This window comes from Halorubrum sp. F4 (assembly GCF_027257195.1).
Taxonomy (GTDB): Archaea; Halobacteriota; Halobacteria; order Halobacteriales; family Haloferacaceae; genus Halorubrum.
Window position 1 is genome coordinate 156,118 of the sequence record NZ_JAPDFS010000003.1, and the last position, 19,152, is coordinate 175,269.

Annotated in this window: 20 protein-coding genes and 1 pseudogene; 11 read left to right on the forward strand and 10 right to left on the reverse strand. The window is 66.0% G+C overall.

Translation table 11 applies throughout. The features are described 5' to 3' along the window. Nucleotides 1-71: 71 nt before the first annotated feature. Entirely contained in the window at nt 72-599 is a 528-nt protein-coding gene (locus OKW78_RS09115) for a hypothetical protein (protein WP_281194872.1), read from the reverse strand. Between the two features lie 466 nt (nt 600-1,065). Here OKW78_RS09115 and OKW78_RS09120 point away from each other — a divergent pair, with 466 nt between their 5' ends. The 4 genes and pseudogenes from OKW78_RS09120 to OKW78_RS09135 form a co-directional block, all read left to right on the forward strand. Then, nucleotides 1,066-1,644 carry a hypothetical protein gene (locus OKW78_RS09120; RefSeq protein WP_281194873.1) on the forward strand — a complete coding sequence of 193 codons (579 nt, stop codon included), beginning with the start codon at nt 1,066-1,068 and terminating at the stop codon, nt 1,642-1,644. Nucleotides 1,645-1,753: 109 nt separating this feature from the next. Beyond that, entirely contained in the window at nt 1,754-2,542 is a 789-nt protein-coding gene (locus OKW78_RS09125) for a hypothetical protein (protein ID WP_281194874.1), read from the forward strand. A 280-nt stretch (nt 2,543-2,822) separates the two neighbouring features. Beyond that, complete coding sequence (locus OKW78_RS09130; RefSeq protein WP_281194875.1) at nt 2,823-3,500, forward strand: hypothetical protein; 678 nt, start codon at nt 2,823-2,825, stop codon at nt 3,498-3,500. A 441-nt stretch (nt 3,501-3,941) separates the two neighbouring features. After that, nucleotides 3,942-4,088: pseudogene (locus tag OKW78_RS09135) on the forward strand (DUF3368 domain-containing protein); the annotation flags it as partial. A gap of 159 nt (nt 4,089-4,247) precedes the next feature. Here the strand turns inward: OKW78_RS09135 and OKW78_RS09140 are convergent. Continuing rightward, on the reverse strand, nt 4,248-4,529 hold the full coding sequence (locus tag OKW78_RS09140) for a hypothetical protein (protein ID WP_281194877.1): 282 nt from the start codon (nt 4,527-4,529) through the stop codon (nt 4,248-4,250). Continuing rightward, nucleotides 4,507-5,109, reverse strand: coding sequence for a hypothetical protein (locus tag OKW78_RS09145; RefSeq protein ID WP_281194878.1), 603 nt, complete (start codon nt 5,107-5,109; stop codon nt 4,507-4,509). The genes OKW78_RS09140 and OKW78_RS09145 overlap by 23 nt, the downstream gene beginning before the upstream one ends. 125 nt (nt 5,110-5,234) lie before the next feature. Here OKW78_RS09145 and OKW78_RS09150 point away from each other — a divergent pair, with 125 nt between their 5' ends. Next, entirely contained in the window at nt 5,235-5,381 is a 147-nt protein-coding gene (locus OKW78_RS09150) for a hypothetical protein (protein ID WP_281194879.1), read from the forward strand. Between the two features lie 43 nt (nt 5,382-5,424). On the opposite strand, the gene OKW78_RS09155 is transcribed toward OKW78_RS09150, so the two are convergent. The 4 genes from OKW78_RS09155 to OKW78_RS09170 form a co-directional block, all read right to left on the reverse strand. Beyond that, nucleotides 5,425-6,690 carry an ABC transporter ATP-binding protein gene (locus tag OKW78_RS09155; protein ID WP_281194880.1) on the reverse strand — a complete coding sequence of 422 codons (1,266 nt, stop codon included), beginning with the start codon at nt 6,688-6,690 and terminating at the stop codon, nt 5,425-5,427. Between the two features lie 77 nt (nt 6,691-6,767). After that, nucleotides 6,768-8,969 carry a phosphoribosylformylglycinamidine synthase subunit PurL gene (gene purL / locus OKW78_RS09160; RefSeq protein ID WP_281194881.1) on the reverse strand — a complete coding sequence of 734 codons (2,202 nt, stop codon included), beginning with the start codon at nt 8,967-8,969 and terminating at the stop codon, nt 6,768-6,770. Between the two features lie 531 nt (nt 8,970-9,500). Further along, complete coding sequence (locus OKW78_RS09165; RefSeq protein WP_281194882.1) at nt 9,501-10,343, reverse strand: 3-keto-5-aminohexanoate cleavage protein; 843 nt, start codon at nt 10,341-10,343, stop codon at nt 9,501-9,503. Continuing rightward, complete coding sequence (locus OKW78_RS09170; RefSeq protein ID WP_281194883.1) at nt 10,340-10,591, reverse strand: hypothetical protein; 252 nt, start codon at nt 10,589-10,591, stop codon at nt 10,340-10,342. Before OKW78_RS09170 ends, OKW78_RS09165 begins: the two co-directional genes overlap by 4 nt. A gap of 146 nt (nt 10,592-10,737) precedes the next feature. Here OKW78_RS09170 and OKW78_RS09175 point away from each other — a divergent pair, with 146 nt between their 5' ends. The 3 genes from OKW78_RS09175 to OKW78_RS09185 all read left to right on the forward strand — a co-directional run bounded on the left by OKW78_RS09175 (nt 10,738) and on the right by OKW78_RS09185 (nt 12,382). Next, entirely contained in the window at nt 10,738-11,085 is a 348-nt protein-coding gene (locus tag OKW78_RS09175; RefSeq protein ID WP_281194884.1) for a hypothetical protein, read from the forward strand. A 139-nt stretch (nt 11,086-11,224) separates the two neighbouring features. Continuing rightward, nucleotides 11,225-11,707, forward strand: coding sequence for a TRAM domain-containing protein (locus OKW78_RS09180; RefSeq protein ID WP_281194885.1), 483 nt, complete (start codon nt 11,225-11,227; stop codon nt 11,705-11,707). 171 nt (nt 11,708-11,878) lie between these two features. Beyond that, nucleotides 11,879-12,382 (forward strand): Tfx family DNA-binding protein, encoded by a 504-nt coding sequence (locus tag OKW78_RS09185; RefSeq protein WP_281194886.1) that lies wholly within the window; start codon nt 11,879-11,881, stop codon nt 12,380-12,382. A gap of 51 nt (nt 12,383-12,433) precedes the next feature. On the opposite strand, the gene OKW78_RS09190 is transcribed toward OKW78_RS09185, so the two are convergent. Further along, nucleotides 12,434-13,480 (reverse strand): succinylglutamate desuccinylase/aspartoacylase family protein, encoded by a 1,047-nt coding sequence (locus OKW78_RS09190; RefSeq protein WP_281194887.1) that lies wholly within the window; start codon nt 13,478-13,480, stop codon nt 12,434-12,436. 108 nt (nt 13,481-13,588) lie between these two features. On the opposite strand from OKW78_RS09190, the gene OKW78_RS09195 reads away from it, so the two are divergent. Next, nucleotides 13,589-14,416 carry an MBL fold metallo-hydrolase gene (locus OKW78_RS09195; protein WP_281194888.1) on the forward strand — a complete coding sequence of 276 codons (828 nt, stop codon included), beginning with the start codon at nt 13,589-13,591 and terminating at the stop codon, nt 14,414-14,416. 1 nt (nt 14,417) lies between these two features. Here the strand turns inward: OKW78_RS09195 and OKW78_RS09200 are convergent, their stop codons facing one another. Next, nucleotides 14,418-16,880: a DEAD/DEAH box helicase gene (locus OKW78_RS09200; RefSeq protein ID WP_281194889.1), complete on the reverse strand. Its 2,463-nt coding sequence runs from the start codon at nt 16,878-16,880 to the stop codon at nt 14,418-14,420. A 350-nt stretch (nt 16,881-17,230) separates the two neighbouring features. Between OKW78_RS09200 and OKW78_RS09205 the strand changes: the two genes are divergently transcribed. After that, complete coding sequence (locus OKW78_RS09205; RefSeq protein WP_281194890.1) at nt 17,231-17,707, forward strand: DUF5807 family protein; 477 nt, start codon at nt 17,231-17,233, stop codon at nt 17,705-17,707. A gap of 75 nt (nt 17,708-17,782) precedes the next feature. Beyond that, nucleotides 17,783-18,238, forward strand: coding sequence for a DUF6653 family protein (locus OKW78_RS09210; protein WP_281194891.1), 456 nt, complete (start codon nt 17,783-17,785; stop codon nt 18,236-18,238). A gap of 54 nt (nt 18,239-18,292) precedes the next feature. Here OKW78_RS09210 and OKW78_RS09215 read toward each other — a convergent pair. Further along, nucleotides 18,293-19,152 (reverse strand): twin-arginine translocase subunit TatC (locus OKW78_RS09215; RefSeq protein ID WP_281194892.1); only part of this gene is annotated, 860 nt, incomplete at its 5' end.

The window sequence follows — 19,152 nt, forward strand, 5'->3', positions numbered from 1 at the left end:
CTTGAACCGAGAACGAGTGATTCAGTCGTTGTTATAAAAAGAGGTCTCACTGAATGGCGGGACTCAGTACGTTATACTTCGTCGGCGTTGATCGTGAGCGTACCGCCGGAAACCGAGTTTCCGTCCGTTTCAACCACGGCGACGTCGACGGTGGTCGAGTTACCCGGCGAGATATCAGTACCCCCGCCATCGTCGGAAACCTCGAAGTATACTCCTTCGCCGTCATCGAGACCCACGTTGTCTACTTCACTGGCGACGCTTCCCTGTCCGGAGTATTCGAGAGAGATACGAACCCGATCCTGTCCCTGGTTAGTGATTTTGAAAACTTCCGGAACCACAGTAGCCGCGTTTCGGTTGAACCCGAGTCCACCCTTTCCGTTCCCTGGCCCACCGAGATCTATAGAGAGTTGATCTCCGTTATTGTTGGTGACAAAATCGTTGTCGCTAGAGAGACCAAGATATGCGTTAGCGTCACCAGCAGTGTTAACGGAGACACCTCGCTCCGCTTCCACGCTCGTAAATGCCCCAGTACCCATTGCAGCTGCACTACCCGTAGCCAATGCGCCCAGGCCGGCGATGAACTTGCGTCGGTTTGTCATAGTTGTTGACCTCGTTGTGTTCGCACGCGACGCCACGTACACCGACACGGGAGTTCCCGCATCACGCAGCATCGCTTCACTTCACCCATGGAACCCGACCCATATCGTTATGAAATACCAGAAGTATTTCCAGAACCGATTGAATACCGGAGACTTGCTTCCGCCTCCGTTTGAACGGTGGTCGGACCGTTTCAGGCTCGGTCTGAAGACCACTCACCGACCGTTCACGATCGGTCTGAATCCGCATGATCCGGCAAAATATGTGTAAACGAACGGAAACGTAGAGAGGATTCCCAGCCACGATATCGCATGATGAAGATCGGAGAACACCGGTTTCAGCCCTCAATCGGCGGTAATACGAGATTTTGCCGGAGAGAGAGGAGACGAATTTTACTCACGAGAAGTTCTCAATTCTCTATCACGATCCGAGGATTTATGTAGATTGGATCATATGTGTCAGACGTAAATGGCGTCGGCACAGCAGATCGACGGGGGGCCCTCTGACGTCGGTATCGACATCGCCGACGACGAACTGTACGAGGTGCTCGCGAACCAGCGACGACGGTTCGCGGTGCACCTGTTGAAACGGGAGGAGCAACGGATGGAGATCGGGGAGATGGCCGAGCAGATCGCGGCCTGGGAGAACGACGTCGAGCCGGTGGAGATCACGGGCAACGAGCGCAAGCGCGTCTACACCGCGCTCCAGCAGTCACACCTGCCGAAGATGGACCGTGCCGGCGTCGTCGAGTTCAACAAGGACCGAGGGGTGGTCGAGCCCACGGTCGCGCTCGAGAACATCGACCTCTACATGGACGTGGTCGAGGGGAAGGAGATCCCGTGGAGCCTCTACTACGTCGGTCTTTCCGGGGTCGCGCTCGCGCTCGTGGGCGCGGTCTGGATGGAGGCGTGGCCGTTCCTCCTGCTTCCGGACCTCGCGTGGACGCTGGCGGTCGTGATCGCCTTCGCGTTCTCCTCGATCGCGCACCTGTACTACACGAGAGAGATGAAGGTCGGGGAGCTGGAGAAGCCGCCGGAACTCCAGTGAGGACGGTATCGGAGGGCTCGCTTCGAGTTCAAGCGCTCCGTACCGGTCTTCTGGCGACGCATAACCATACGGGTAGAACACGTCGGTCAGCCCAAGAGGGGTTCTCTACATGAAACGACGAAACCTCATCCTCCTGCTCGGCGGGGCGAGTTCCGGGGCGATGAGCGTCGGCACGGGGGCGTTCAGCAGCATGGAGGCAGAGCGGGGTGTATCGGTGGATGTGGTGAGCGACGATCAGGCGTTCGTGGGATACCGATCAGATGACCGAACGCTCCCCAACGATCTGAACGACGACGGAACGATCGATCTGGTTACTGTAACGAACCGGTTCACTCAGGAGATCGAATTTGTCGACGCCGCTATCGACGACGGTGGCGAATTCTTTGGTGAGTTGAACATACCGGACGGTGATATCAGTCCGGGAGATCCTGCGACAGTCACAGCAACGCCGACATTTGAGCCCGGCGACGAGATCAAGGTCGCCGTCACGATTCAGGTCAAGGGAGCTGGCGTGTCTGCCGAAGTGTTCGGTGATACCGAGACACGCCAATTCACCGTTACGCGAGAGAAGACGGAGTCATCCAGTGTGGTCCATTACAACGGTAAAGGGACGATCAACGTCGAGAGTCAGACTGAAAATAACGATACCATCGAAATCAAGGCATATAGTATTCCAAACGGGAGTTCATCGGAACAGGACAAGCAGAACTCGCTGTCGTCTCCCCAGACTGTCGATATAGAACCAAACAAAAACGAAAATCTCACAGACTGGATCGTTGCTGTCGAAGTCAATGGCAGCATCTATCGACATCCAGGTTGGGACGAAAGTGCGTGTAAGTTTAATGGCCCCGACGGGGGGCCTGGTGTCCACGTAAACGAACCCCCGAGTTGTGAGTAATCGATCGTAGTTGAGTCCGGAGTTCTCGATAGATATGTGCGGTTAGTTCTAAGAGGAATATAAGATTTCGTCGCCGAAGGGTCCGCCTGAAGCATACAGAGGGACTCCAGAACGGTTACAGACCAGTCCAGAATCAGCTTCAGCCATTGTCAGAACATCTTCTGCCGACTCATAACGATATGGGATACGTCCCATGGGTGAAGTAGAGCGACCCGGGGTGACACGGGATGTCCTGTGTTCCCGAGGGCGGGTCGCGTGCGGTAACAGAGGTAGACCAACCATGCAACGACGCAAATTCGTAATCGGTCTGGGTGCATTGTCCACTGGAAGCGCAGCTGCGATGGGTACGGGTGCTTTCACAACCGCGACACTGGAAGATCGATCCGTAACTGTCGACGTTTCAGGAGACGCAGACGCACAAATTGCGCTTATGGGGGGTAATGATCCCGATATTTCTGCCAATGAATCGGGAGCTCTTGAACTCGATCTAAGCGGTGATGAAGGAGAAGGAGTTAACATTGATTCTGTTTATACTTGGGGAGACTCTGAGAGTCCGGAATCCAACTACGCATTTAAGATTGTCAACCAAGACGACAGTGGGCAATCGTACTCAATGACCTTGACTTATGACTACGATCGGAGTTGGGTCAATGGTAGTGCTTCTTGGGATCAAAACTATCAATCATACATTGAATTCGAAGTATTTGATGGTGATGGGCACTTTGCAGGCCGGCCAAAGTGGGCACGCTCGCAGCAGTGGCCCGACCAAGGTCAACACGGTTCACGTGGAGAGGATACACCGCTCACTCTTGGAGACGGTAATGCTGAGAATAGAGCTCTTAACCCCGGCGAAACTTGGTACATTGTTGTTCGTGTAGACACGAGTGGCGAGGATGCGAGTACCGATGATAAACTCGCAGGTCAAGCCACATTCGAATTTAATAGTTATAATGAATAATAATAAGTAATATATCGTATTGTATATATTGTAAATATATATTGCTGTTCGATCTTATATTGGTCACAGTAGACTAGAGGAGTTAGTAGTAACTCAAAATATATTATTATCCAGTAAACTTTCACAATATCCACAGAAAGTGCAGCAATGAGCCTGAATAAACTGTATTTTTTGTATTGTGATCAGTAACTTCTATAACAGAGATGTGATCACTCTCGCACATATAGGTTCCCCAGTTCACGACGCCGCGCTCTCGTACGTCAGAGACGCGATCCGCGGCGAGATCGACGCCATCGGCCGTACCTGGCACTGTTCCGGACACACGCCGTGTTGACGACGTACTACGGCCGGTCGAACGCGGATGCATCATGACTCCTCGGGAACTTCATGGACGCATGCCGGATCCCTGGTACGACCGGACTCCGGAGGACGTCGTCCGCCGCGTACGTCGTCCTCTCGGCCGTGAAACGCGGCGACCTCTCGTCCGACGAGGGTCGCGAGACGATCGACTCGATGATCGACGCCGGCTGGTACGTCGCCCCGGACGTGTACACGAAGGTCGTCCGGAAGCTGGAGTCGTTCGAGTAACGGTTATTACGGCCCGCAAACGATCGCGCAGTGAGATGGCGATTCCGCTGTCGGATGCCGAGAAGAAGCGAATGCGTCAGGGACGAGTCAGTTCCGGGGTCGAAACTGACGAGGACGACATCGACGAGATCCTCTACGAGTAAGGAAGCCGGAGCCGAGTTACTCCTCGTCCCGTTCCGGTTCGTCCTCGTCACCCTCGCGTTCCGCCCGCAACACGTCGTCCGCGAACTCCCGGACCCGTTCTCGCTCCTCGGCGCTCACGTCGACCGCCTTCGCGCTCTCGAGCTGCCCGTTCACGACCGCGTTCTGCTGTGGTCCCCACACCTCCGGTGGGTGGGTTTTGATGTACTCCGCCCAGCGAATCACCTGCTCGTAGCGCGGCGGTCGATCCGGGTCGGCATCCGGGTTTGGATCCGCATCAGACGTTCGTGAGTCGTTCATACCGGTCCTCGACGTCGAGTCGTTCGACCCACGCTTCGAGACGAGTCGGGGAAAGCGTTTCTCCGAACACCGCGTAGAGGTGCGCGGTGTCCTCGAGGTCGGTTCGACCGCCGAGCGAGAGCTTGTACGCGATCTGTAGCTCGAGCGGACCGATGGGGATCGTGTGGTCGCCGACGTGGGCGTCGATCGCGTTCCGAAGCGACGCCTCGTCGAACTCGTCGCCCGGGAACTTCACTTCGAGATGGGGCGTCATCTCCCCGTCCGGAGCGACCCAGACCTTCGTGTCGTTCGAGAGGTTTCCGTACATCTCGGAGAGCGGCATCGCGGGACCCCAGTATCCCTCGCGTTCCAGCTCGGCAACGAGCTGGTCGAGCCGGTCGGCCGGACAGCGTTCGATGAACACGTCGATGTCCTCGGTCGACCGCGATCGGCCGGCGAGGATCGAGACGTAGCCGGCGACGAAGACGTGGTCGATGTCGAGCCGACGGAGAACCTCCGAAAAGCCGATCGCGAGCTCGTCGAGCCGGTTCGGTTCCCGATCGACGACGAGCCCGCGATCGGTGAGTTCGACGCCAGTCATACGTGTCTATCCACACGGTGTCGGATAAATCTCTCCGAGGTTTTTTCCGAGAAACGACCCATCGAGCGTCGGATCCGCCGCCCCGTTCAGGTGCGTTTTTGTATCCGGCGATCACACTCCCGAACATGGATGACCACTCCCACGAGTCCGACCCCGAGAAGCGCGTGACCGCCCCGATGCAGGAGTTCGGGGGTCGCGAGGTCGGCATCGGCGCGGCGATCACGCTCGTCGGTCTGCTGATCGCGTACGTAGTGCCGGCGGTACTGATCTAGACGCGCGAGAAGAGCCGGTCGACGAACGTCCTTTTGAGAGCACCTACCGCGGGTACCACGCCAGCGGGTGGTCGGCGATGAGGTCGATGCTCACCGGCTGGTCGAGCTCGAACTCCTCGACGTGGTTGTGGAGGCAGTGGACCGCCTCGCCGGAGTCGAGCTCGACCCGGTAGATGAACGAGGGCCCGACGTACTGTCTGGAGACGACGACGCCGTCGGCGACGTCCTCGTCGGCGGGCGTCGCGCGCAGGTCGTCCGGTCGAACGAGCACGTCGACGGGCGCGCCGTCGTAGGTGGTGTCGTACCCCTCCAGCGTGGCGGCGTTGAAGCGGCCGACGCCGGTCTCGACCTGCCCCTCCCGGAGGCGGCCCTCGAGGAAGGACGCCCGCCCGAGGAAGGAGGCGACGAACTTCGACTCGGGCTGCTCGAAGACGCTCTCGGGGCGACCCACCTGCTCGATGGAGCCGTCGTTCATCACGGCGACGCGGTCGGAGATGGAGAGCGCCTCCTCCTGGTCGTGGGTGACCGAGATCGCGGTGACGCCCGCGGCCTTCAGGATGCGGCGCACCTCCTCGCGCATCTCGACGCGCAGGCGCACGTCGAGGTTCGAGAACGGCTCGTCGAGGAGGAGCACGTCCGGCTCGGGCGCGAGCGACCGCGCCAGCGCGATCCGCTGTTTCTGCCCGCCGGAGAGCTGGTCGGGCGTCTTGTCGCCGTGCTCGGTCATCTCGACGAGCTCGAGCAGCTCGTCCACTCGAGCCGTCGTCTCGGCGTCGTCGGCGTCCTCCAGCCCGAACGCGACGTTCTCGCGCACGGTGAGGTGCGGGAACAGCGCGAAGTTCTGGAAGACGATGCCCACGTCGCGGCGCTCGGGCGCGACGAACGCACCACCGTCGTCGGCGTCGGCGACCGTCTCGTCGGCGAGCGTGATCGATCCCGCGGTGGGTTCCTCGAGCCCCGCGACCATCCGCAGCGTCGTGGTCTTCCCGCAGCCGGACGGGCCGAGGAAGGTGAGCAGTTCGCCGGAGCGAACCTCGAGGGAGACCCCGTCGACCGCGCGCTCGGGGCCGAACTCCTTGGTGACGTTCGAGAGCGACAGGACGGCCTCGGCGGACGAGCTGTCGGGTGCTTCGTCGGTCGGGATCCCATCGATCGACGCCCCGTCGGCCGGGCCGTCCGTGGCCGCCGCGGACGATACGGACGCCGTCGCCTTCGCGCGGTCCGCCGCCTGTCGTGAGTCGGTCTGTTCGGAGTGAGCCATGTGGGTTCGAGTGCCGAGCGGGACGGCACCCGTTCGTTGGGACCACATATTTTAGGAGAACCTAAAAGCGTGTCGCTCGCGGCGGTTCGAAGCGGAGGAGGGTCTCCCGGGCCGATCCGACCGTCTCAGGCGAGCTCGCGCTCGATCACGCCGCGAAGCTCCCGGATCGCGTCGGCATCGACGACGACCGACTCGTCACCGACCGACAGCGACAGCGTCCCGTCGGTCGTCACGTCGCCGAGCCGGAAGACGGGAAGGTCGCCGACCAGCTCGGCGACCGCGTCGGGGTTCGTCGTCTGGACGACGACCCGTCCCGGCGTCTCCTCGAAGGCTGCCGCGTGGTCGGGTAGCGAGACGTCCGCGCCCGCGCCGTGGCCGACGAGTTCGGCGAGCGCGACGGCGAGTCCGCCGTCGCTCACGTCGTGGGTCGCGAGCGTGCCCTCGTGGCGCGCGATCGACGCGAGCGACGAGACGAGGTCGGCGGGTTCGTCGGGAAGCGTCGGGAACCGGTCCGTCCCGCCGGCCGCCGCGAGGTACGCCGAGCCGCCGAGCGCGTCGCCGGACGGGCCGACGACGAGGAGTTCGGAGTCGCCCGCCGCGTCGGCGTCGAGCCGGGCGGGCGGGGCGTCGTAGCCCGCGCGCGTGCCGAGCAGGGCGAGCGTCGGCGTCGGCGGGATCGGCCCCTCGACGCTGTCGTTGTACAGCGAGACGTTGCCGCCGACGACGGGCGCGTCAAGCGCGGTACACGCGTCCGCCAGTCCGTCGACGATCGCCTCGAACCCGCCGTACACGTCCGGCTTCTCCGGGTTGCCGCCGTTGAGACAGTCGACCGCGGCCAGCGGGGTCGCCCCCTTGGCCGCGAGGTTCGTCGCGTTCTCCAGCGCGACCGCACGGGCGCCGTCGTAGGGCGCGACGCTCGTCCAGCGGGGGTTCGCCCCCGAGGAGAGCGCGAGCCCGACGCCGGTCCCCTCGTTGGAGTCCTCTCCGCCCGCGGCCGCCTCGCGCATCGCGACGATCGCGGCGTCGTCGCCGGGCTTCATCGCGGTTCGCGTTCCGACCTCGTGGTCGTACTGCCGGTACACCCAGCGCTTGCTTGCGGCGTTGGGATCGGAGACGACGGCCTCGAATGTGCTCTCGAGTTCCGGGTCCGGCAGGTCGCGGTCGGGCTGGGTCGGTTTCGTGGAGTCGAGATCGTTCATGGGCGCGCCGTCCGCGAGGAACTCGGCGTCGGCGTCGACGACCGTCTCGCCGTCGAACGTACAGACGTAGTTGCCCTCGGTCACTTCGCCGATGACCGAACAGCCGAGGTCGAACCGCTCGGCGAGCTCGCGCACGCGGTCGACGTCGGCGGGATCGACCTCGTAACACATCCGCTCCTGGCTCTCGGCGAGCAGGATCTCCAGGGCGTTCATGTTCGGCTCGCGCTGGTGGACCGCCCCGAGGTCGATCTCGGCCCCGAGCCCGCCCTTCGCGACGAGTTCGGAGGAGGCCCCGCCGAGCCCGGCCGCGCCGAGGTCGCGCGCGGCGACGACCAGGTCCTCGTCGACGAGCGCCTCGTTGCACTCGATCAGCCGCTTTTCCGCGTAGGGGTCGCCGACCTGGACCGCGGGCCGGTCCTCGGTCTCGGCGTCCTCCGCGAGGTCCTCGCTCGCGAAGGAGGCCCCGCCGAGCCCGTCGCGGCCGGTGGCGTTGCCGACGAGCACCAGGGCGTTCCCGGGCTCCTCGGCGGTCGCGGTGACGAGCCGGTCCTCGTTCGTGACGCCGACGCAGGCGACGTTGACGAGCGGGTTCCCCTCGTAGCCGCCGTGGAAGGCGACGCTGCCGCCGACCGTGGGGACGCCGATGCAGTTGCCGTAGTGGGAGATCCCCTCGACGACGCCCTCGAAGAGGTACCGCGACTCCTCGCTCTCGAAGCCGCCGAAGTACAGGGAGTCGAGGAGGGCGATCGGGTACGCGCCCATGCTCATCGTGTCGCGGACGATGCCGCCGACGCCCGTGGCCGCGCCGTCGAACGGGTCGACGTAGGAGGGGTGGTTGTGGCTCTCGACGCCGAACGTGACGTAGGTGTCGCCGTAGTCGTCGGCGTCGCGCTCGGCCGCCGGCGTGTCGGCCGCCTCGGGGGTCGGCAGCGCGAGCACGGCCGCGTCGTCGCCGGGACCGACGACGACCTGGTCGCCCTCGCTCTCGAACGCCGACAGCAGCGGCCGCGAGGAGCGGTACGCGCAGTGTTCACTCCAGAGGTTCTCGAACAGCGCGGCCTCGGCCGCCGTCGGCTCCCGGCCGAGCTCCGCGGCGACGAGCTCGTGGTCCGGCTCGGACAGATTCATTCACTTACGTGGTTATCGAGCCGGTTCTAATGCTTTTCTATGCGCACGTTCGTGGGTATTACTCGAGGGGAGGGGTCGATCAACGAGACGACGTTGCTGGCGTGGTAAACGTTGCTGGCGCGGTGAACACCGTCAAATCCCCAGCCGCTCGGTCGGACGAGATCATCAGTTGGATCGCCGAGAACGCAACTTCCAAAGCCCCAGTCGCGAGGCGGCCGCACGCTCGTTGCGCGCTTCGGTCGTTCGCTTCGCTCACTCCCTCCAGTGCTTACGTCGCCTGCGGCCGCCTCGCGACTGCCCCTTTGAGCCCCACCCAACCGCACCGCCACGCACCTCACGCCTCCCCAGCCTCGCCGTTCGCGCGCTTCACGCGCTCACGGCGTCCCTCGCGGGCTCCTCGTGCCCTCACGGGCACTCGGAGGCGCAGGGCGAGAGCGAAGCTCTCGCTTGAAGCCGGCGCGAAGCGCCGACGACGCCACCGCGATCTCATCTCGATCTCATCTCGATCTTCACCCGTCGCCGGCGATGGTCTCACCGCCCCCGCAGCCCCAGCAGCTCCCGCGTCTCCGCGGGCGTCGCCACCGGTCGTCCCAGCTCCTCCGCGATCCGCGCCGTCCGCGCGACCAACTGCTCGTTGGTCGCCAGTTCGCCCCGCTCGTAGTACCGGTTGTCCTCCAGTCCGACCCGGACGTGCCCGCCGAGGAGCATCGACTGCGTCGTCATCGGCAGCTGGTGCGGGCCGAACCCGATCACGTTGAACTCGACGTTCTCGGGCAGCGCCTCGACCCGATTCAGCAGGTTTCGCGGGTGCGGCGGCGACGTGGTGCCGCCGCCGAAGAGCAGGTTGAGGTACGGCGGCTCCTCGAACTCATCGAGGATCGCGAGCGACTCGTTGAGGTGGCCGTCGTTGAACACCTCCAACTCGGGTTTGATCCCGCGCTCTTGCATCTCCGCGTGGAGCGACGAGACGAGCTCTCGGGTGTTCTCCGAGGTGAGCCGGTCGTAGCGGTTGAGGGGGCCCATGTCGAGCGACGCCATCTCCGGCGCGGGATCGGTTCGGATCGGCTCGTGCCGGAGGTCGTCGGGGGCGGCGGTGCCGCCCGTCGAGTGCTGGATAACGACATCGTCGGTCGCCTCGCGGACCGCGTCGGTCACCTCCTGGAACCGCTCGGTCGAGAACGCCCGCTCGCCGTTCTCGCGGCGCGCGTGGAGGTGGAGGACGCTCGCGCCGGCCTCCTCGCAGGCCGACGCGGCCGCGGCGATCTCCTCGGGCGTCTCCGGGAGGTCCGGATGCGCCTCCTTCCCGTGGACGCCCCCGGTGAGCGCCGCGGTGATCACCACCGGCTTCCCGTCGAGGTACTCGTCGTAGGTCATCGGTCGGCCTCCGCGTCGCCCCCGTCGCTTCCGGTCTCCGCCGCGTCGTCCGCGTCGCTCCCCTCACCGTCCGGTTCGACGTAGAACTCGCAGTCGGTCGCCGGGTCGAGTCCGTATCGGGCGTTACAGATGTCGGCGCGCATCGGCTGGACGAAGGAATCGGTCACGGTACAGAACGCGCGGGCGACCTCGAACGATCGGTCCTCGTTCTCCTCGCGGTACTCCAAGTGTGGACACGTCTCGGCCATACCCGGTCATCGTGAACGACCGGCTTGAAACTACGTGTCGGATCCGGCCTCCGTCCGTCGACGATCGGTCCGGATCCGCGTGACCGACGGGAGTCCGGACCCGCGCGACCGACGGGATTTAACCGACCGCCCGAGAACGACGGAGCATGGAGCCGGTCGACGACTGGCCGACGGCGATCGAGGCGGCCGGCGAACTCACCGGCCCGATCGCCGCCGCGATCGTCGAGGAACACGGCGACCGCGGCCAGCGCGCGCTTGAGGCGGTCGGGGAGGGCCGAGTGAAGCGGTACCGCGATTTCACGGTCGTCGTCGGCCACGAGGACGAGTACGTCGTCGAGGACGGCGGCTGCGACTGCGCGGACGCGACGTACAACCTCGACCCCGAGGACCCGGGCGAGCGCTGCTGGCACGCCATCGCCGTCGACGTCGCGGACGCGGTCGGCGCGGTCGACCACCACGACATGTGGTACTCCGAGGTTCGCGAGTTTCTGTGAGCGACGTGCCGACCGTCGCTCGACGGCCACACCGAGAACCCGGATCTCCCGATTTTCGCCCGAACGAGCCGGGCGTTCTCGGCGTTTCACACCCGGGGAGTCGAAAACGTTTACAACCGCCGCCGGTCTGACCTACTGTATGGCGGACTGTCCACTCGCCGACGACTGCCCCAGTTTCGACGAACGGATCCAGGGCATGGGGTGTCAACACTACGGCAACAAGGGAGGTGCCGAGTGGTGTAACCACTACGACATGCCCATATACGAGCTCAAACAGCAGCCGGTCCAGCCCGGCGAGGAGGTCGTCGTCGAGGTCGACGACATCCACGAGAGCGGGGCCGGCGTCGGCCGCACCGACGACGGCTTCATCGTCCTCGTCGACGGGTTGCTCCCGCCCGCCCGCGCCGTGGTCTCGATCCACCGCGTGAAATCCAGCCACGCGACCGCCCAGGAGATCGTCGAGCGGCTCCCCGACGATCCGGACGAGGAGGGCGATGAGGGCGAGAAGGGGGACGACGCCGACCGCGGCGAGGGATCCGGGGAGGACGACGACCGCGAGGGTCGTCCGAGCCGAACCGACCGCGAGCGTCTCGGCAGCCGCGAGAACTTCTGGGGCAAGTGAGACGGCTCGGGGTCGAATCACCCCACGGACAGTCCACACGCCGTCGATCCGGTTCTACTGGCGCTCCTTTTCGTCTCGACGGTCCGCTTCCCCTCGATCGCCCGCTCCCCCCGATCGCCCGCTTCCCGCCGAAACCGCCGTTTTTTCACCACCCGTCCCGTCGAGCGAAGCATGGTCGCAGACGACGCCTCGTCCGCGAACGACGCGGACGATGTCGACGACGGGAACGACGTCGACGCCGCGGAACTGTTAGCGCGCGCCGGCTTCGACGCCGACGCGAGCGTGCTCACCGAGCGACAGGCCGAGGTCCTCGCGCTCCGCGAGCGGGGGCTCCGGCAGTCGGACATCGCGGACCGGCTCGGGACCTCGCGGGCGAACGTCTCCAGCGTCGAGGCGAGCGCGCGCGATAACGTCGAACGCGCGAAAGAGACGGTCGCGTTCGCCGAGGCGCTCTCCGCGCCGGTCCGCGTCGAGATCCCCGAGGGAACCGACCTCTACGACGCGCCCAAACGCGTGTACGACGCCTGCGACGAGGCGGGCGTGAAGGTGAGCCAGACCGCGCCGGACCTGATGAAGACGATCGGCGAGCGCGCCGGCGACGCGGTGTACGGGCGAGAGGTCCGCGAGCGGCTGCTCGTCACGGTCGACGCCGACGGACGGATCCGGGTGCGGTGACGCGGCGGCGGTCCGTCGCGTTCCCCCTCCCCCGACCGCTCCGTCTCCCGATCACTCCTCGATCCGCTCGGCGACGCCGACCAGCGTCGCGCCCGCGGTGACGGTCGACTCGCGGGCGACCGAGTAGACGATCCCGTCGCGGTCCGCCTCGGCGACCTGGAGCGTCTCGAAGGTCGCCGGGTCGTACACCTCGCCGAGCCGCTGCCCGTCCGTCACTTCGTCGCCGATCGCGAGGTCGGGCTCGGGGCGGAACAGCCCGGAATCGGCCGCGGTCACCCGCCCGAGGTGGTTGCGCGCGACGGTCCCGTTCCACGGGTCGGGGTCCCCGGCAAGCACGTCCTCGCGCCGCAGGACGCCCACCATCCCGTCGACGCCCGTCTCGACCGCCTCCTCGACGATCTCGCGGCTGTGAGCGAGCTCCGGCGTGATCGTCGGGATCCCCTCGCGAGTGGCGGCCACGCGGAACTTCCCGCCGAAGTTCCGCTCGGCCCACTCCGTGTCGGCGTCGTCGCCGGCGGCCTCCGCCAGTAGGAGGTCGGTTCCGAACGCCTCCGCGAGCCCGCGGCACGCCTCGTCGCCGCGCATGTAGACGGTGTGCGTGAGCATGTTCGGCGACCCGGTGTGGAGGTCGACGATCGCGTCGGCCGCGCTCGCGAACGGCCAGAGCCGCGCGGCCATGCGCTCGTGAAGCGTTCCGTCGGGGTCGCCCGGCCAACAGCGGTTCATGTTGGCGTTGATCGAGTCGAGCGACTCCGGCGTCGTGTACGAGACGTGATCGAACGTGAGCGGGTCCGCCACCGGGACGCTCACGAGCGTCCCGCGGAACTTCATTTCTCCCCTCTCCCCGTCGATACCGTCATCGTCGACACCACCGTCCACCAATCGCGCGTGAAGCCGCCGGAGGACGGCCGCGCCGTTCACCTCCCTGCCGTGTTGGGCCGCCTGCGCGTAGACGACGGGGCCGCCGTCGTCGGGGACGTCGAGTTCGGGACCCCCGTCGCCGTCGACGAGAGTCCCCTCGCCGTAGACGTGGACGGTCGTGCGGATCGGGACGCCGGACGGGAGCCGTGCGAGGACGAGTTCGCGGCTGTCGTGCATACCCGAACCTCGCCCGGCGGCCGCTTATATATCATGGTCGGGACGGTTCGTGACCGCGGTTCCCCGACCACGGACGCTAAGGCCGTGCGGCGAGGAGCGCTTCACGAGATGCGGGTCACCCTCCTCGGAACCGGCGACACCACGGGGACGCCCACCGTCGGCTGCGACTGTGACACCTGCCGCGAGGCGCGCGAGCGCGGCGTGTCGCGGTCGCGGTTCTCGGTCCACGTCGAGAACGAGCGGACGGACGAGTCGCTGCTGGTCGATTTCAGTCCGGACTTCCGGAGTCAGTTCCTGGACAACGACGTCCCGCTTCCCGACGCCGGGATCGTGACGCACATCCACTTCGACCACCTCGACGGGCTCGGCAACGTCTACCGGCTCGTCGACGGGCTTCCCGTTCACGCGCCGAACGAGACGGACCCGGCGACCGACGAGAGCGTCGCGGAGACGATCCGCCGGAAGTACGACTACCTCGAGGACCGGATCGGCGTCCACGCACGCGAACCGTTCGAGCCCTTCGAGGCGTGCGGGCTCGAGGTCCGGTTCGTCCCCGTCGACCACCCGCCGCTTCTGTGTTTCGGCGTCGTCATCGAGGACCCCGAGACGGGCGGGAAGCTCTCGCTCACGGGCGACACGAGCTACGACCTCCCCGAGCGCTCCCGCGAGGCGCTCGCCGACGCGGACCTCCTGCTCGCCGACGCCATCGTCCCCGCCTCGCTGTGTGAGCACCACCCGATCGGCGGTCGCCACGAGGGACCCGACGGGGTCCCGCGCACGTTCGGCACGAAACACATGACCCGGGAGGGCGCGCTCGCGCTCGCCGAGGAGTTGGACGCCGACCGGACGCGGCTCGTCCACCTCGCGCACTTCTACCCGCCGGAGGAGGCGTTCGTGGAGCCGCTCGCGGTCGACGGGGAAACCTACGAGCTGTAGTTCACTCGTACTCGCTCCCGACGACCTCGCGGATCCGTTCGGCGGTCACCGGGCCGACGCCCTCCACGTCCAGGAGGTCGTCCTCGCGCGCGGTCATCACCGCCTCGACGCTGCCGAAGTGCTCGAGTAGCGACCGGGCCGTGACCGGGCCGATGTCGGCGATGGCGGAGACGACGTACTCCTGTTGTTCCGCGCGGGTCTTAGTCGTCTTCTCGCCGTGGACGCTCACCTCGCGGTCGCGCGTCTCCTGTTCCCGTTTGGCGATGGTCGCGAGCAGCTCCGTCGTGTCCGTCTCGCCCTCGGTCCGGAGGACGCTGACGCCGAAGTCGACCGCGAGCGACGCGAGGGCACCGCGGATCGCGTTGGGGTCGATGTCGCGCTGGCCGTAGAGGTTCGTCCCCTCGACGATCAACACGGGCCTGGCGTACGCCCGCGAGAGCTCGCCGACCTGCTCGAACATCGAGCGATCGGCATCGAGCATGGAGTCGACGAAGTCGGCCGCCGACTTCCGCTCGACCGCGACCCGGTCCGAGAGGACGTAGTCGCCCACGGCGAGCGTCTCCAACCGAGTGACGAGCCCGTTCCGCGTCGAGAGGTCCTTCGCGATGGAGGAGTCGAGCTCGCGCTGGTCGATCACGACCTCGACTCCCTCCTCGACGCCCGCGGTCGCGACGACGGCATCGTCGGTGGGCCCGTCTTCCCCGGCGGCGGTCGCGTCCTCGGCGGCGGTACCCTCCCGGGCCTCCGCCGCGAAGTCGGTGAGGCCGGGGTCGTCGCCATCGGCGTCAGCCGCATCGCCCCCGTCGACCGTGTCACCGTCGTCCTCGGCGTCGGCGACTCCCGTATCGCCGCCGGGACCGTCGGCCGTCGAGTCCTCGGCGAACGCGTCGAGCCCCGCCTGTCCGTCGTCGCCGACCGACTCCTGGATGTCGTCGGTGGCGGCCTTCAGGTCGGCGAGCTGGCTGGCCATCTCCTTCTCGCGCCGCCTGGAGATCCAGAAGAACGCCTCGTCGCGGGTGTCCTCGGCCATCAGGACGACGACCTTCCCCTCCGCCTGCCGCCCGGTCCGCCCCTTCCGCTGGATCGAGCGGATCGCGGTGGGAACCGGCTCGTAGAAACAGACGAGGTCGACCTCGGGCACGTCGAGACCCTCCTCGGCGACGCTCGTGGAGACGAGCACCTCGAAATCGCCCGCCTTGAATTCCTCGAGCGTCTCCTGTTGTTGTTTCTGGCTCATCCCGTCCGAGCCCTCCTTGTCGCCCTGGCCGACGAACTTCCGGACGTCGAAGCTCGCCTCCAGGAACTCCACGAGCGCCTCCGCGGTGTCGCGGGACTCCGTGAAGAGGATCGCGCGCTCCCCCTCGTTGATCCCGAGCGTCTCCGCGAGCAGGATCCGCGCCTGCGAGAACTTGGGATGGAGCCCGTCGAAGGACTCGGCCTTCCGCATCGCTTCTCTCACTTTGGGGTCGGCGACCATGCGCTGGCTCGCCTTCGACGCGCCCGACGAGCGGGCGGCCTCGCGCTGGCGCTCGAAGTAGCGTCGGACCGACTCCACCGACTGCGTCTCGACCAGCTCGACCGCCCGGCGGAGCTTCATCACCTCGGCGTGGGTGCTCATTCCCTTGTAGCCGTCCGACTGGTCGTTGTCCATCATCCGCTTCAGCTTCCCGCGCATCTCGTTGAGGTCGCGTTGGGAGAGGTCCGGGCTCGTCTTGTTCGTCACGCCGAGATGCTTCAACTTCTCCAGACGGTCCGTGATCACCTCGTTCAGCGCGTCACGGATCGCGAGCACCTCCTCGGGGAGCGTGACCCGCTCCCAGCGCACGTCGGTGTCGTGGGTGTACTCGTCGACGTCGGCGTCCGCCTCCGTCATCACCTCCACGTTCGTCAGCCCGAGGTTCTCACAGACGGTCTCGATCTCCTCGATGTCGCCGCCGGGAGAGGCGGACATCCCCGTCACGAGCGGGTCGGCGGCGTCGGCGTGGTAGCGCTCGGCGATGTACACGTACGCGTAGTCCCCGGTCGCGCGGTGGCACTCGTCGAAGGTGAGGTGGGTCACGTCGCGGACGGAGATCCGATTGCCGACGAGGTCGTTCTCGATCACCTGCGGCGTCGCGATCACGACGCGAGCGTCCGCGAACAGCGCCGCGCGGTCGTCGGGCTTCACGTCGCCGGTGAACACGACGATCTCGTCGTCCGGGATCGTGGTCGCCTCGCGGTAGAACTCCGCGTGCTGCTGGACGAGCGGCTTGGTCGGGGCCAGAAACAGCGCCGTTCCGCCCGCCTCGTGGAGCCGTCTCGCGGTGACGAGCAGGCTCACCGTCGTCTTGCCGAGGCCGGTCGGGAGACACACCAGCGTGTGGTCGTCGATCGCGGCGTCCGCGAGCCGGAGCTGGTAGCGGCGTCGCTGGAGGAAGTCGTCGACGAGCAACGGGTGGTCGATCCCTGCGGCCTCGGTCGCCATCGGCGACGCTTCGCCGCGGTCGGCCTAAAGGCTTCGCGAAGCGGGGTGAAAGTTAACGGTCGCCGGTGTAGTCCTCCCGGACCTCCTCCGGGACGTCCTCGTCGACCAGCTTCGCCCACTCGACGAGCCGATCTCCGGATGGTGTCTGCGTGCTCATCGGGCGACGGATCTCCGTGGTTCGTATTAACACTTACCCCGATTCCAGTCCAGTCGGGATCGGTCGTCGTCGAAACCGATCCCGACTGCGAGTACCGGGTCCGACGACGACGACCGAGCCCGACCACACGACCGCCGTCGGCGTCACGGCCGCGACTCGCACGCCTTTTAGGGTTCACGCGCCTCCGGCCGGCATGAGCAAGCTCGAGGAGTTCCTCGCCGGCGATCGACTCGACGACGTCGTGTTCTACGTGAGCGACGCGTTCCTCGAGGACGACTCGCGGCTCCGGGAGGTCGGCACCGAGACCGACGACGGGGTCCGGCTCGTCCTCGACGGCGAGACCGGTCGGTCGGCGTTTCAGGCCGGCACGGGCATGGGCGCGATGGAGTTCGCGAAGGAGGCGATGGCCGCGGAAGGAGAGATCGCCCGATCGCTCGACGCCGGCGAGTGTCCGTTCGCCGGCGACGACGCGGCCGACGCCGCGGACGCCGACGGTGACGACGCGCCCGCCGGCGACGACCACGAGGTCCGGTTCGTGTTCGCGTTCGCCGAGGGGGAGAACCCCGAGGTGGGTGGCCTCTACGCCGAGGGCGACGTGATCCACGCGTACGCCCACTGTACCTGCGGGGAGAGCTACTCGCGGAAGTGGATCGTGGGCGATCGGGACTGAGGTGGATCGTCGGCGGGCAGGCGTGAAACGAGGGTCCGGAGAAACCCCTATGCTTCCGGCGGACCGAGACGGAGCATGGACGCCCTCGAGTCGGCCCGCGACGCCGCCTGGCGACGACACGCGAATCCGAAGAGCGGGTGGAGTCGGGTCCTCCTCACCCCGGTTCTGTTGTACGCCGCGTACCGACGCGACGAGAAACTCGCGGCGCTCGCGCTCGCGTTCACGGTCGTGAACCCCGTCCTGTTCTCGCCGCCCGCGGACGACGACGCGTGGATGACGCGCGTCGTCCTCGCCGAGCGCTGGTGGATCGAGGAACGCGAGGAGGACGTCCTCGCGGCGTCGTATCCCGCCGTCCTCAACCTGATCAACCTTCCCGTCTTCGCGTACGCGCTCCTGGCAGCGTACCGGAAGCATCCCGTACGGGCCGCGGTCGCGGGACTGACGTCGATCCTCCTCAAACTCCGCTTCGTCGACGAACTGGTCCGCCGGTACGACGTGGAGACGGTGGGAAGCGAGTCGGCGAACGAGTGAAGCGACCGAAGTGACCGAAGTGATCTGACGGGGGAGGTCGTCGCGCCGATCCGGTCAGTTCCCGGTCCAGCGCAGGATCGCCAGCGTTCCCTCGAAGAGGACGATCATGGTGAGCGTGACGATGATCGGGGCCATCCCGGTCGGGTCGGGGCTGAACAGGAACGCGATCCCGAGGAACGCGCCCCAGAAGATGAGGCGTTTGTCCTCCAGCCACAGGCGCGTGACGAGGTTCATCATGATCGCGAGCATGATGAAAAGCGGGATCTGGAAGACGATCGCCATGAACGCCAGCATGATCACGATCAGGTTGAACGTCTCCGCGAGCCCGAAGGCGATCGTCGCGGCGTCGGAGGTGTACGTGGTGAAATACGAGAAGATCGCGGGCAACACGAGGAAGTGCGCGAACGCGATCCCGATCCCGCCGAGCACCAGGCTCGTCGGAACCGCCGCGAGGTAGTACCGGCGCTCGTTCTCGTAGAGGCCGGGCTTCATGAACCGGTACGTCTGGTAGACGAACGCCGGGAGGCCGACCACGACGCCCGCGAGCCCGGCGACCTTCAGCCGCGTCAGGGGCAGTTCCAGCGGCCCGTACAGTCGGGGACGGTTCTCGAGCGGCGCGGGGATGTGGTACCCCCAGAAGTAGTTGATGAGGTCCGTCGACTCCGTCACCGCGACGAGCGTCGCGAGGCCGCCGAAGAGGAAGACGACCGCGAGCCGCCGCATCATCTCCTCGATGTGTTCCGCGAGCGGCATCTCCTCGTCGGTGTCGGGTCCCTGGATCCCGCCTAGGTCCTCGGCGTCTCCGGCGGCCGCCGGCGTGCCGCCGTCACCGAGACTCTCGCCGTCGTCTTCAGTATCGTCGGTGTCGTCGTCGCCGTCGTCGTCTTCGGTGTCGTCGGTGTCGTCGGTGTCGT